The 13418-nt window shown below is 65.4% G+C and carries 10 protein-coding genes; 8 read left to right on the top strand and 2 right to left on the bottom strand.

The features are described 5' to 3' along the window. Positions 1-251 precede the first annotated feature (251 nt). Positions 252-758, bottom strand: coding sequence for a ferritin-like domain-containing protein (locus GGD67_RS29410; protein WP_026201827.1), 507 nt, complete (start codon positions 756-758; stop codon positions 252-254). Positions 759-1185: 427 nt separating this feature from the next. Here GGD67_RS29410 and GGD67_RS29405 point away from each other — a divergent pair, with 427 nt between their 5' ends. The 8 genes from GGD67_RS29405 to garD all read left to right on the top strand — a co-directional run bounded on the left by GGD67_RS29405 (position 1186) and on the right by garD (position 12662). Continuing rightward, the gene (locus GGD67_RS29405) at positions 1186-2268 is read left to right on the top strand and encodes a YbhN family protein (protein WP_018317331.1); all 1083 of its coding nucleotides are present in this window, start codon (positions 1186-1188) and stop codon (positions 2266-2268) included. A gap of 86 nt (positions 2269-2354) precedes the next feature. After that, positions 2355-4307: a hypothetical protein gene (locus tag GGD67_RS29400; RefSeq protein WP_018317332.1), complete on the top strand. Its 1953-nt coding sequence runs from the start codon at positions 2355-2357 to the stop codon at positions 4305-4307. A gap of 406 nt (positions 4308-4713) precedes the next feature. Continuing rightward, positions 4714-6066: an MFS transporter gene (locus GGD67_RS29395; RefSeq protein ID WP_018317333.1), complete on the top strand. Its 1353-nt coding sequence runs from the start codon at positions 4714-4716 to the stop codon at positions 6064-6066. 124 nt (positions 6067-6190) lie between these two features. Further along, positions 6191-7096, top strand: coding sequence for a LysR substrate-binding domain-containing protein (locus GGD67_RS29390; RefSeq protein WP_018317334.1), 906 nt, complete (start codon positions 6191-6193; stop codon positions 7094-7096). Between the two features lie 129 nt (positions 7097-7225). Then, entirely contained in the window at positions 7226-8170 is a 945-nt protein-coding gene (gene kdgD, locus GGD67_RS29385) for a 5-dehydro-4-deoxyglucarate dehydratase (RefSeq protein WP_179737778.1), read from the top strand. 24 nt (positions 8171-8194) lie between these two features. Next, on the top strand, positions 8195-9538 hold the full coding sequence (gudD, locus tag GGD67_RS29380) for a glucarate dehydratase (protein ID WP_179737776.1): 1344 nt from the start codon (positions 8195-8197) through the stop codon (positions 9536-9538). 21 nt (positions 9539-9559) lie between these two features. Continuing rightward, complete coding sequence (locus tag GGD67_RS29375) at positions 9560-11008, top strand: aldehyde dehydrogenase family protein (RefSeq protein ID WP_179737774.1); 1449 nt, start codon at positions 9560-9562, stop codon at positions 11006-11008. Between the two features lie 112 nt (positions 11009-11120). Beyond that, positions 11121-12662, top strand: coding sequence for a galactarate dehydratase (gene garD, locus GGD67_RS29370; RefSeq protein WP_179737772.1), 1542 nt, complete (start codon positions 11121-11123; stop codon positions 12660-12662). A gap of 15 nt (positions 12663-12677) precedes the next feature. On the opposite strand, the gene GGD67_RS29365 is transcribed toward garD, so the two are convergent. Continuing rightward, positions 12678-13418 carry a hypothetical protein gene (locus GGD67_RS29365; protein ID WP_179737770.1) on the bottom strand — a complete coding sequence of 247 codons (741 nt, stop codon included), beginning with the start codon at positions 13416-13418 and terminating at the stop codon, positions 12678-12680.

The following is a 13418-nucleotide window of genomic DNA, read 5'->3' as shown; positions in this document are numbered from 1 at the left end:
CTCATTGCGCAGTCATATTTCGATAATGGACGAAGGATGGATGCTGCGGGCACTCGCCTTACAAGCGGTGTCGTGCCCGGCGCATGCGGGGATTCCAGTACGCCGCGGCTTCTCCGTATCCCATTATTGTCTCTGGAATACTGGATCGCCTGCCCCTGTGCGCAATCGCGCACTAGGCGGGCGATGACGGAGCATATGTGGCGAGCGCGCCGCACGGATAGCCGCGCGGCGCGCCCATCGCTTTACCTTCATCAGCTCGCCGCGCGCAGATTGACCTTGCTCTCGGCGAGCGTGGTCAGCTTTTTGTCGGTCGCCTTCTCCTCCTCAAGCGTCTTGGCGAGCACGGTCGCGCAGTCATTGCGGCCGAGCTGCTTGGCCCAGGCGATCAAGCTGCCGTAGCGTACGATCTCGTAATGTTCGGCGGCCTGCGCCGCATTGATCAGGGCGGCATCGAGCACCGCCTTGTCGGCGACCTCGCTGGCGGTCTCGTCGGCCTCCTCGATGATGCCGTCGATCGCCGGACAATCGACCGCCTTCACGGGGACGCCGTGCATCTTGAACACTTCTTCGAGCCGCGCGACGTGCTGCTTGGTTTCTTCAAGGTGCGTCAAAAAGCCCTGCTTCAGCTGCGGATCGGTGGCCTTACTGGCCATCTTCGGCAGCGCCTTGGTCAGCTGCTGCTCGGCGTAATAGATGTCCTGGAGCTGGTGCACGAACAGGTCGTTCATGGTCTTGATGTCTTTTGTGAACAGTCCCATCGTTCCGTCCTCTTCGGTTTTGTGGAACACGAAGGCAGCGGCTTGCACGAAAAGCCGCTTATTCCGCCATGTTCGGTTGCTGATGGAGCCCAACGGACACGCGGCATCGACGTTCCAAAAAGACCCGGATGGCTTGCGCTGGAACAATGCGAACGGCAGCGGCATCTGAAATGGTGTCGGCATAGGAAACGCGCGGGCCGAGCCGGTTTCACGACTCATATGCTTAACGCGCCGCAGATGTGAACCGCGTATGACAAAAGTGACCGGCCCGACGCAGAACCAATTGTTGTCAAGGGCTGCACAAGCCGGTGTTTTTGCCTTAAATGAGCTGGATCATGCCCCGCGATCGATGCCTGCTTTTGGCCGTGATCGTACCCGACTGGCCAATGTCTGGCCTGGTCGGTCTTGCCCCCCGCCGGGAGGATGAATGCACGGACTGCTGCCCGCGCTGCAACGCGGCTTCAAGAGATGGATCGGCTGGCGACGGCTCGGAGTAGCCGCGAGCGTCTTCATCATCGCCTTCGCGATCACCTCGCTGGTGCGAACCCTCAAGGGCATCGATACCGGGGTCATCCTGACCGCGTTAACCGAGATTCCCCGCGGGAGCATCGGGCTGGCGGCGATCTGCGTGTTCTTTGCGTTCTGTACGCTGACCTTCTACGATTTTTTTGCACTGCGAACGATCGGCAAGAAGCACGTGCCGTACCGCATTGCGGCGCTCTCCAGCTTCACGTCCTATTCGATCGGCCACAACATTGGCGCCACGGTCTTCACCGGCGGCGCGATCCGCTTCCGGATCTATTCGGACTACGGGCTGAACGCGATCGACGTCGCCAAGATCTGCTTCCTGTCGGGCCTGACCTTCTGGCTCGGTAACATCTTCGTGCTCTCGATCGGCATGGCGATCCATCCGGATGCGGCGTCCTCGATGGATCAGCTCCCCTCCTCGATCAATCGGCTGATCGCGCTCGGCGGCCTCGCCTCGATCGGTGCCTATCTGGTCTGGCTCTGCATGGGCGAGAAGCGGCGCGAGCTCGGCCAGAAGGGCTGGAAGGTGGTGCTGCCGTCGGCGCCGCTGACGCTGGTCCAGATCCTGATCGGGGTGGTCGATCTCGGCTTCTGCGCCACAGCGATGTACCTGCTGATGCCGGCCAATCCGCCGATCGACTTCATGTCGCTGGCGGTGGTGTTCATCCTGGCGACGCTGCTCGGCTTCGCCAGCCATGCCCCCGGCTCGATCGGCGTGTTCGATGCCGCCATGCTGCTGGCGCTGCCCGAATTCGGCCGCGAGCAACTTCTGGCGACGCTGCTGGTGTTCCGCCTTCTCTATTTCGTGATCCCGTTCGGCCTTGCCATCTCGATCATGGGCACGCGCGAGCTCTGGATGAACGTGGTCGAGCCCTGGCAGGAGCGGCGGCGGCTGGCGGAGGCCTGTGCGCAGGCCAATCTGCCCAAGCAGGTGACGCCGATGGAGCGCGAGCGGATACTGCGCCAGGCCAACAAGCGGTAGGCCACGATCTGGACCCGGCGGGGTTGCGGGCGGCGGAGCAATGCTCTCTTATTTCCGCCTCAACTTTGCCGTTGAAGACGCGGGCCATGATCCCTGTATTCCTTCGTACCCTTTCCGCAGGCGCCCTGTTGCTTGCCGGGATTCTGACGGCCATGCCGCCCGAGCGCGCTAGCGCTCAGGACACCGGCGCCCTGCAGATCAATTGGGAGGTGCGTAACCGCTTCCGGCTGTTCCGCGAGGAGCGCGACTTCCTGCTCCATGTCGAGAACGCCCGCAACCGCAGCATCCTGGCCGCCGAGCAATCGCTGGAGCTCCAGAGCGAGGGCCGCGGCTGGGCCCGCAACATGGTCAACCGGCTCTGCATCGACCTCCAGGGCCGGGTCAACCAGCCCTGCACCCGCGACAACACCAAGGAAAACTACCTCACCCCGATCGATCACCCCGTCACCGTCCGCCTCGTTGGCGCGGTGCCGGTCGGCGCCACCTGCGCCTGGTCGTTCGACGACGGCGACGGGCCACAACAATCGACCTTCGACTGCGCCGAGCCGATCAATTTGCGCGTCCGCTACGGCAAGCAGACGGTCGCGACCGTCGACGTCTCCTCCGGCTCCGATCCGACCCAGCGCGTCCAGACCGAGATCCAGGTCCGCGACATCTTCGTCGCCGGCCTCGGGGACAGCATCGCCTCCGGCGAAGGCAATCCGGACCGGCCGCTGGCGCTGTCGGACGAAGGGTTTTGCTTCCGCTCCTATCTGGGCACCGCCGGCGCGCAGTACTACCGGCCGAGCCGCCACGGCTTCAAAGGCGGCCGCGCCTGCGAGGCGCCGGACACGCTGGCCAACTGGCAGCGCTACAGCGCGCTCTGGTTCAACTCGCCCTGCCACCGCTCGCTCTACAGCTACCAGACGCGCACCGCCCTCGCACTCGCGGTGCGCTACACCCACATCGCAGTGACCTACCTGCCGCTCGCCTGCACCGGTGCCAGCATCGGCGATGGGCTGCTCGGCTCGCAGCGCGCCCGCGAATGCCCGCCCGGCAAGACCGGTGTCTGCAACACCAGCGTGAACGCGCAAGTCGCCGAATTGCGCGAGGCGCTCACCGCGGCGAAGAAACGCCAGCCCGACCGCACGCTCGACCTCGTGCTGCTCTCTGTCGGCGCCAACGACGTCTATTTCTCCGGTCTCGTTGCCGACGTGATCGTCGAGACCGCGACCGAGCGCGCGCTGTTCCGCCGCTCCGGCGTGATGGCGAGCGTCGACGATTCCCGCGATGCGTTGGCGCGCGAACTGCCGCAGAATTTCGTCAAGCTTCGCGAGGCGCTCAAGCCGCTGGTCGGCGGCGACCTCTCGCATGTCGTCTATGTCTCCTACGCCAACCCCGCGCTCGCCGACGGCGGCGTGCCCTGCCGCGGCGGCCGGGCCGGCTTCGACATCCATCCGGCCTTCAACGCCGATCCGCAGCGTCTTGCCCGCGTCTCGACCTTCGTCGACACCGAGTTCTTGCCGCAGCTGAAGGGGCTCGCCACCTGCACCCGCGGCGCGCTGTGCCGCGATCCCGAAGCCGACCGCATGACCTTCGTCGATGCGCATCAGGCGGCGTTCGCCGATCACGGCTTCTGCGCCCATTCCGGCAATGACCCCGAATTCGACCGCAGCTGCTTTGCCGAGAACGGCCAGAGCTTCAATCCAGACATCGTGAGCGCGGCGAGCCAGCCGATGCTGTGCGGCCGCGGCGCCTCGGAATACCGCGCCTATTTGCCCCGCGCGCGCTGGATCCGTGACGCCAATGACAGCTATTTTGCCGCGATGACCTATCCGCAAGGATTGCCGGCGGCGAGCCAGCCGACCGACATTCACGACGCCACCTGGGGCGTGCTCTCCGCCGTTTATGGCGGCGCGGTGCATCCGAGCGCGGAAGGGCATGCGGCGATGGCGGATGCGGCGCTGCCGGCCGCGAGCGCCGTGCTCGGGCTCGATGCCGTGCCGCCGGGCGTCACGCGCGGATTTCTGCCGCAGCTGTTGCCGAGCGCAAAGCAGTAGCGCGCGCAAAGACCCATTTTACGAGCGGTAGCCCGGATGAGCGCAGCGACATCTGGGGCCACTCTCCCCGCATATCGCTTCGCTCATGCGGGCTACGCGCAACGTCCTCGCACTCGCTGTCGTCGTTCGGCTTGACCGGGCGATCCAGTACGCCGCGACGGCAGTCTTGAATCGAGGCTGCAGCGTACTGGATTCCCCGCATTCGCGCGGAATGACAGCGGAGTGCTTGGTGCTCGCACGTCGCCATCGCTCGCACATTCACTCCGCGCCAGCATCGTTCCCCGCTACCTGCCGTTTCATCAATCCAAAAACGGTATCGATCGATACCCCCTTGAGCTTGGACACTTTGCCGCGCGCGCCTCTAGGAGTCGGATCGAGGAAACATTTCGACTTGAGGAGGCGCCTGATGAGCGCAGTGGTGTCCGCAGCGGACGTGAGAAGGTCTCGCGTCAGGCTGTTCATCGTGACCATGTTGTTCCTGGTCACCACCGTCAATTATGCCGACCGCGCCACGCTGTCGATCGCAGGCCCCGCGCTGTCCAAGGAGCTGCATCTCGATCCCGTCGCCATGGGCTGGATCTTCTCGGCATTCGGCTGGTCCTATGTCGCGGCGCAGGTCCCGGGCGGCTGGCTGCTCGACCGCTATGGCTCGCGCCTCGTCTATGCCTTCAGCATCATCGTCTGGTCGCTGTTCACGCTGATGCAGGGCTGGGTTGGCTTCCTCAGCGCCGGCACGGCTGTTGTCGTGCTGTTCGCGCTCCGCCTCCTTGTCGGCGTCGCGGAAGCGCCCTCCTTCCCCGCCAACGCCCGCATCGTCGCGGCGTGGTTTCCGGGCAACGAGCGCGGCACCGCGTCGGCCTTCTTCAACTCGGGACAGTATTTCGCCACCGTGATCTTCGCGCCGCTGATGGGCTGGATCGCGCATGCCTATGGCTGGCGCTTCGTGTTCTTCGTGATGGGCGCGCTCGGCATCGTCATGGGCTTCGTCTGGCTCAAGACCATTTACGGCCCGAAGGAGCATCCTTCGATCAACGATGCCGAGTTCGACTACATCAAGGAAGGCGGCGCGCTGGTCGATCTCGACGCGCCCAAGAACGATCAGCTGCGCGAGCGTGCGCAAGAGGCCGGCTCCGGCTGGGACCACATCCGCCAGCTGCTCTCCAACCGCATGATGCTCGGCGTCTATCTCGGCCAGTATTGCATCAACACGCTGACCTATTTCTTCCTGACCTGGTTCCCGGTCTACCTGGTCAAGGAGCGCGGCCTGTCGATCCTGCAAGCCGGCTTCGTCGCGACGCTGCCGGCGCTGTGCGGCTTCATCGGCGGCGTGCTCGGCGGCATCATTTCCGATGCGATCCTGCGCCGGACCGGCTCGCTGACCATGGCGCGCAAGATCCCGATCGTCGGCGGCATGCTGCTGTCGATGTCGATCATCGCCTGCAACTATGTCGACGGACAGGCGCTGGTGGTCGGCTTCATGGCGCTCGCCTTCTTCGGCAAGGGCATCGGTGCGCTCGGCTGGGCGGTCGTCTCCGACACCTCGCCAAAGGAAGCCGGCGGCGTCTCCGGTGGCCTGTTCAACACCTTCGGCAATCTCTCCTCGATCACCACGCCGATCGTGATCGGCTACATCCTCGCCGCGACCGGCTCGTTCAACGGCGCGCTGGTGTTCGTGGGCCTCAACGCGCTGGTGGCGGCGTTCGCCTATCTCGTCATCGTCGGCAAGATCGAGCGGGTGACGCTCAAACGTTCCTCCTGAGGGCTCCCGATGGGAGCTTGACCAGGCAACTCAACGGCGGCCCAAAAAGCCGCCGTCTTTGTTTTGGGGATGATCGATGCTAGAAGTACCGGGGAAACGCCTTATCCATCTAAGGCATGTATCGATGTTCGACCTCAACCAGCTCCGCTGTTTCGTCACGGTGGCGGAGGAACTGCATTTCGGCCGCGCCGCGACGCGGCTGAACATGACCCAGCCGCCACTGTCCCGGCAGATCCAGGTGCTCGAGCACATCATCGATGCGCCGCTGCTTGAGCGCACCAGCCGCTCGGTGCGCCTGACGCCGGCCGGGCGTAGCTTCCTGCCGGAGGCGCGGCGCATCCTCAAGCTCGCCGAAAGCGCCTCGCAAGTCGCCCGCCGCATCGCGCTCGGCAAGACCGGCTCGCTGAAGATCGGCTTCACCGCGGCAGCGGCCTATGGCTTCCTGCCCGAACTGGTCGCGGCCTGCCGCGCCAAACTGCCCGAGGTGGATTTCTCGCTGAAGGAGATGGTGTCGGGCGACCAGTTCGAGGCGCTGACGTCGGGCCAGATCGACGCCGGCCTGCTCAGGCCGCCGATCGCGCGGCCCGAGCTCACCAGCCGCCGCGTCGTCGCCGAGCCGCTGCTCGCCGCGATCCCGAAGAAGCATCCGCTGGCGAATGCCGACAGCATCACCATCAAGGATTTCGACGACCAGCCCTTCGTGATGTATTCGCCCTATGAGAGCCGCTACTTCCACGATCTCCTGGTGGCGCTTTTCACTCGTGCCGACGTGCTGCCGCGCTACGTCCAGCATCTCAGCCAGATCCACTCGATCCTCGCCATGGTGCGCGCCGGCCTCGGCCTTGCCATCGTGCCGGCGGCGGCGGCCAGCCTGAAGATTTCCGACGTGCGCCTGCGCCCGCTGAAGCTGCGCACGCGCGTCCCCGTCGAGCTGTTCATGGTCTGGCGCCGCGACGACGAGAATCCGCTGCTGTCGGCGCTGGTCAAAATCGCCGGCGAACTGGCCTCTGCGGAGCCCGCGGAAGATTGATGCTGATTTCGCATCGGTCGATATAGGCTTTGGCTTGGACCCGCATCGAACGGTCTCCTAAACCACGGCGCATGGACGCGCAGCCTTCTGCTTGCGTCCTCCACAACACGCAATGAGGGAGCCGCGCCCATGAGCAAGATGACCCCGCAGGAAATGGCCCAGAAGATCGGATCTGGCCTCCTGTCTTTCCCCGTCACGCCCTTCAAGGCTGACTACTCCTTCGACGAGGCGACCTATCGCGCCAACATGGACTGGCTGTGCGGCTATGATGTCGCAGGCCTGTTCGCCGCCGGCGGCACCGGCGAATTCTTCTCGCTGACGCCGACCGAGGTCCCTGAAGTCGTCAAGGTCGCCGTCGACGAGACCAAGGGCCGCGTGCCCGTGCTCGCCGGCACCGGCTATGGCACCGCGATCGCCCGCGAGATCGCAATCGGCGCGGAGAAGGCCGGCGCGGACGGCCTGCTGCTGCTGCCGCCCTACCTCACCCACTCCGAGCAGGAGGGCCTTGCCGCCCATGTCGAGGCGGTCTGCGCCGCCGTGAAGATCGGCGTCATCGTCTACAACCGCGACAACGCGATCCTTCAGCCCGACACGCTCGCGCGGCTTGCCGAGCGCTGCCCGAACCTCGTCGGCTACAAGGACGGCATCGGCGACATCGAGCTGATGACCCGCGTCTATACCAAGCTCGGCGACCGTCTCACCTATGTCGGCGGCCTGCCGACCGCCGAGACCTTCGCGCTGCCCTATCTCGACATGGGCGTGACGACCTATTCCTCGGCCGTGTTCAATTTTGTGCCGGAATTCGCCACCAACTTCTACGCCGCGGTGCGCAAGCGTGACCACGCCACAATCCAGGCCGGGCTGAAGGACTTCATCCTGCCGCTGATCGCGATCCGCAACCGCAAGAAGGGCTATGCCGTCTCGATCATCAAGGCCGGCATGAAGGTGATCGGCCGCGACTCCGGCCCGGTCCGCCCGCCGCTCACCGACCTCACCGAGCGGGAGATCGCCGAAGTGACCGCGCTGGTGAAGAATCTGCCCGCCATCCGATCGACACAACAGGCGGCAGAATAGGACGACAACAGCGAGGAGCGTGCGATGGCCCTGACCGATATCTCTGGCGCACCTGTCGTCACGGCGATGCAGGTGATCCCGGTCGCGGGCCGCGACAGCATGCTCCTCAATCTGAGCGGCGCGCATGCGCCGTTCTTCACCCGCAACATCGTCATCCTCACCGACAATGCCGGCCACACCGGCGTCGGCGAGGTGCCGGGCGGGCAGAAGATCTGGCAGACGCTCCAGGATGCCCGCGATCTCGTGATCGGCAAGACCGTCGGCGCGCTCAACAACATCCTCGCCGACGTCCGCACCGCCTTCGCCGACCGCGACGCCGGCGGCCGCGGCAAGCAGACTTTCGATCTTCGCGTCATGATCCACGCGGTCACCGCGATCGAATCCGCCCTGCTTGATCTGCTTGGCCAGCATCTCAACTTGCCCGTCGCCGCGCTGCTCGGCGAAGGCCAGCAACGCAAGAGCGTCGAGACGCTCGGCTATCTCTTCTTCGTCGGCGATCGCCGCAAGTCCAGGCTCGACTACGTCAGCGGCGAAACCGGCAAGCCCGAATGGTTCGACCTTCGCCATCAGGAAGCGATGACGCCGGAGACCGTGGTGCGGCTCGCGGAAGCCACCCACGACCATTACGGCTTCGCCGACTTCAAGCTGAAAGGTGGCGTGCTGCGCGGCGAGCAGGAGATCGAGGCAGTCACCGCGATCGCAAAGCGTTTTCCGAACGCGCGCGTGACGCTCGATCCCAACGGCGCCTGGTCGCTCGACGAGGCGATCAGGCTCTGCAAGGACATGCACGGCATCCTCGCCTATGCCGAGGACCCCTGCGGCGCCGAGGCTGGCTTCTCCGGCCGCGAGATCATGGCCGAGTTCCGCCGCGCCACCGGCTTGCCGACCGCGACCAACATGATCGCCACCGACTGGCGGCAGCTCTCCCATGCGCTGCGCCTGGGCGCGGTGGACATTCCGCTGGCCGATCCCCATTTCTGGACCATGCAGGGCTCGGTGCGGGTGGCCCAGACCTGCCGTGACAACGGCCTGACCTGGGGCTCGCATTCCAACAACCATTTTGACATTTCGCTGGCCATGTTCACCCATGTCGGCGCCGCCGCCCCCGGCAAGGTCACCGCGATCGATACCCATTGGATCTGGCAGGACGGCCAGGCGCTCACCAGGGAGCCGCTCCGGATCAAGGGAGGCAAGATTGCCGTCCCGGACCGGCCGGGCCTGGGTATCGAAATCGACAGGGCCGCTATCGACGCGGCGCATGACCTCTACAAGCAGCATGGACTCGGTGCCCGCGATGACGCTATTGCCATGCAGGACCTGATCCCCGGCTGGACCTTTGACGACAAGCGTCCGTGCCTCGTGCGTTAAAATACTTCCTCGGAGGAAAAGATGACTGCGATCCTGAAGAACTTCATCGGCGGCGAATGGGTCGATGGCTCCGGCGTCACCAAGAACATCAACCCCTCCAACACCAACGACGTCGTCGGCGAATACGCCAAGGCCGACAAGGCCCAGACCGAGAAGGCGATCGCCGCCGCCAAGGCCGCCTTCCCCGCCTGGGCGCAGTCAACGCCGCAGGCACGCTTCGACGCGCTGAACAAGATTTCCCTCGAGATCCTCGCCCGCAAGGAAGAGCTCGGCCGCCTGCTCGCGCGCGAGGAAGGCAAGACGCTGCCTGAGGGCATCGGCGAGGTCGCGCGTGCCGGCCAGATCTTTGCGTTCTTCGCCGGCGAGGCGCTACGCCTGATCGGCGAAAAGGGCGCCTCGGTGCGTCCCGGCCTCGACGTCGAGCTCACCCGTGAGCCGGTCGGCGTCGTCGGCATGATCACGCCCTGGAATTTCCCGATCGCGATCCCGGCCTGGAAGATCGCGCCTGCGCTCTGCTACGGCAACGCCGTGGTGTTCAAGCCGGCCGAGCTGGTGCCGGGCTCGGGTCACGCGCTGGCCGAAATCATCACCCGCTCCGGCATTCCCGCCGGCGTGTTCAACCTCGTGGTTGGCTCCGGCTCCGTCGTCGGCCAGACCCTGCTCGACCACCCCGATGTGGCCGCGATCTCCTTCACCGGCTCGGTGCAAACCGGACGCAAGATCGCGCAGGCCTGCGTGCTCTCGAACCCGATGAAGAAGTTCCAGCTCGAGATGGGCGGCAAGAATCCGCTGGTCGTTCTCGACGACGCCGACCTCAAGACCGCCGTCGAAGTCGCCGTCAACGGCGCCTATTTCTCGACCGGCCAGCGCTGCACCGCCTCTTCCCGCCTGATCGTCACCGAAGGCATCCATGACCGCTTCGTCGCGGCGGTGGCCGAGCGCCTGAACGGGCTGTCGGTCGACGACGCGCTCAAGGCCGGCGTGCATATCGGCCCTGTCGTGGACCAGAGCCAGCTCGACCAGGACCTGCGCTACATCAAGATCGGCCAGGACGAGGGTGCCAAGCTGTCCTTCGGCGGCGAGCTGCTCAAGCGCGAGACGCCCGGCCACTACCTGCAGCCGGCGCTGTTCACCGAGGCCAACAACAACATGCGCATCGCGCGTGAGGAGATTTTTGGCCCGGTCGCCGCCGTCATCCGCGCCAAGAACTACGAGGAAGCGCTGGCGATCTCCAACGACACCGAGTTCGGCCTCGCTTCGGGCATCTGCACCACCAGCCTGAAATACGCCTCGCACTACAAGCGCAACAGCGAGTCCGGCATGGTGATGGTCAATCTGCCGACCGCCGGCGTCGACTATCACGTGCCGTTCGGCGGCCGGAAGGGCTCGAGCTACGGCGCCCGCGAGCAGGGCTCCTACGCGCGCGAGTTCTACACCACGGTGAAGACGGCTTATACGTTCCCGGGCTGATGCACGATTGTAGGGCGGGTTAGCAAAGCGTAACCCGCCTCCTATCTTCAGCATCGAAAGAAGTGGCGGGTTACGCCTTCGGCTAACCCGCCCTACAAGACGGAGTCCTCCCATGGACCAGGACGTCGCAGCGAAAGAGCAGCCCCGCTACATCAAGCTCAACGAGCGCGACAATGTCGCAATCGTGGTCAATGATTTCGGGCTTCCCGCCGGCTCCCGCTTTGCCAGCGGCCTGACGCTGCGCGCCTTCGTGCCGCAGGGGCACAAGACGGCGCTGGTCGACATCGCGCAAGATCAGCCGATCGTCCGGTATGGCGAGGTGATCGGCTACGCGCTCTCGCCGATCCTGGCCGGCGAATGGGTCGACGAGGCGCGCATTCGCATGCCGGATGCCCCCGACCTCGACAAGCTCGAAATCTCGACCGCCGTCCCCGCGCCGCTGCCGCCGCTCGAAGGCTTTACGTTCGAAGGTTATCGCAATCCGGACGGATCGGTCGGCACCAAGAACATCCTCGGCATCTCCTCCTCCGTGCAATGCGTCAAGGGCACGATGGAATACGCGGTGAAGCGCATCCGCGCCGAGCTGCTGCCGAAATATCCCAACGTCGACGACGTCGTGCCGCTGACGCACGCCTATGGCTGCGGCGTCGCGATCACCGCACCCGACGCGGTGGTACCGATCCGCACGCTGCAGAACATCGCGCTGAACCCGAATTTCGGCGGCGAGATCCTGGTCGTCGGCCTTGGCTGCGAGAAGCTCGCACCGGAGCGGCTGGTGCCGGAAGGCGTCGGCGATGCCATCGTGCGGATGCAGGACGAAGCCTTCGACGGTTTCGGTGCGATCGTCGACGCGATCATGGCCCAGGCGGAGGCGCGGCTGAAAATCCTCAACGCGCGCACCCGCGAGACCTGCCCGGCGTCCGATCTGGTGATCGGCCTGCAATGCGGCGGCAGCGACGCGTTCTCCGGCGTCACCGCCAATCCTGCCGTCGGCTTCGCCGCGGACCTCCTGGTGCGCGCCGGCGCCACCGTGATGTTCTCGGAAGTGACCGAGGTGCGCGATGCCATCCAGCTGCTCACCCGCCGTGCCATCAACGCGGACGTCGGCCGCGCGCTGGTGCGCGAGATGGCCTGGTACGATTCCTATCTCGCGCGCGGCGGTGCCGATCGCAGCGCCAACACCACGCCCGGCAACAAGAAGGGCGGCCTCGCCAACATTGTCGAGAAGTCACTCGGCTCGATCGTCAAGTCTGGATCAAGCGCCATCACCGGCGTGCTCTCGCCCGGCGAGAAGGCGACGCAGAAGGGCATGCTGTTCGCGGCAACCCCCGCCTCCGATTTCATCTGCGGCACGCTCCAGCTCGCCTCCGGCATGACGCTGCAGGTGTTCACCACCGGCCGCGGCACGCCCTACGGCCTTGCGGCCGCACCCGTGATCAAGGTCGCGACCCGCAGCGAGCTTGCCCGCCGCTGGAAAGACCTGATCGACTTCGACGCAGGCCGCATCGCCACCGGCGAGAAGACCATCGAGGAGACCGGCTGGGACCTGTTCCGTCTCATCCTCGACGTCGCCTCCGGCCGCACCAAGCCATGGTCGGACCGCTGGGGCATCCACAACGATCTGACGCTGTTCAACCCCGCGCCGGTGACCTGAGGCCGCCAGCCGGCTTCACTGACCACCGATCAGGTGCATGTCATCCAGCGTGACAGGCAGGCTGCGCGTGATGAGATCCGCAATCGCCGCGCGCAGCCGTTCGCTCGAAGCCGGACCGTCAATTGTCCCGTCGATCGGCCCGCTGGGGCCTGCGATCCTCAGGGTCCCGGTGTTGTCGAGCGGCGCGGCCGCCCGCTTTTCGATCACATCGAACGTCTTGCCGTCGATGACGCGGACCTCGTACAGCGCGTGGATCAGGCCGTAGTCCGCAAGCAGCGTCCGGTATTCGGCGAGCCCGACACCCTCGACGTTGCGGCCGTTGCCGAGTTTCGATCTCGCGCGGGTAATGACGATGTACGCATCGAGTCCCTGGGGCGTGACATCGGTGCGAACCAGCTCCTTGAACGGATCGCTCCGCAGCAGATTGACGGGCGTAACCGCCGAATCCCGGATCGCGGCGAACGCGGCGCGGGTGTAGTTGACGGCCTGAACGCGATAGCGTGCGCCCAGCAGCCTGGTCGCCTGCTGGACGATCAGCTCGTCCAGTCCCCATGCACTGATTGAGGCGCTTTGCCCGGTGGAGCCGAGCTTGGTAAGGCCTGCCTGTGAAAGGCTCATCTCCTCGCCGATGGCGGAGACGATGCCGACCGTCTTGATCGCCTGGAGCCGGCTCGCGCGGGTCTCGAACGCCGCGGCGGCGCCGAGGGCGACGCAAGCGGCTGCGAGGCCAATCCATAGAAAAGCAATGCGTCGCAT

Origin of the sequence: Bradyrhizobium sp. IAR9, assembly GCF_013408065.1 — a bacterium.
GTDB lineage: Bacteria > Pseudomonadota > Alphaproteobacteria > Rhizobiales > Xanthobacteraceae > Bradyrhizobium.
Note: the sequence above shows the minus strand (reverse complement) of the source record. Positions and strands in the feature narration are given on the sequence as shown.

Coding starts and splice junctions, on each gene's coding strand:
- GGD67_RS29410 (WP_026201827.1), bottom strand. CDS start 758: ATGGGACTGTTCACAAAAGACATCAAGACCATGAACGACCTGTTCGTG.
- GGD67_RS29405 (WP_018317331.1), top strand. CDS start 1,186: ATGCACGGACTGCTGCCCGCGCTGCAACGCGGCTTCAAGAGATGGATC.
- GGD67_RS29400 (WP_018317332.1), top strand. CDS start 2,355: ATGATCCCTGTATTCCTTCGTACCCTTTCCGCAGGCGCCCTGTTGCTT.
- GGD67_RS29395 (WP_018317333.1), top strand. CDS start 4,714: ATGAGCGCAGTGGTGTCCGCAGCGGACGTGAGAAGGTCTCGCGTCAGG.
- GGD67_RS29390 (WP_018317334.1), top strand. CDS start 6,191: ATGTTCGACCTCAACCAGCTCCGCTGTTTCGTCACGGTGGCGGAGGAA.
- kdgD (WP_179737778.1), top strand. CDS start 7,226: ATGAGCAAGATGACCCCGCAGGAAATGGCCCAGAAGATCGGATCTGGC.
- gudD (WP_179737776.1), top strand. CDS start 8,195: ATGGCCCTGACCGATATCTCTGGCGCACCTGTCGTCACGGCGATGCAG.
- GGD67_RS29375 (WP_179737774.1), top strand. CDS start 9,560: ATGACTGCGATCCTGAAGAACTTCATCGGCGGCGAATGGGTCGATGGC.
- garD (WP_179737772.1), top strand. CDS start 11,121: ATGGACCAGGACGTCGCAGCGAAAGAGCAGCCCCGCTACATCAAGCTC.
- GGD67_RS29365 (WP_179737770.1), bottom strand. CDS start 13,418: ATGCGACGCATTGCTTTTCTATGGATTGGCCTCGCAGCCGCTTGCGTC.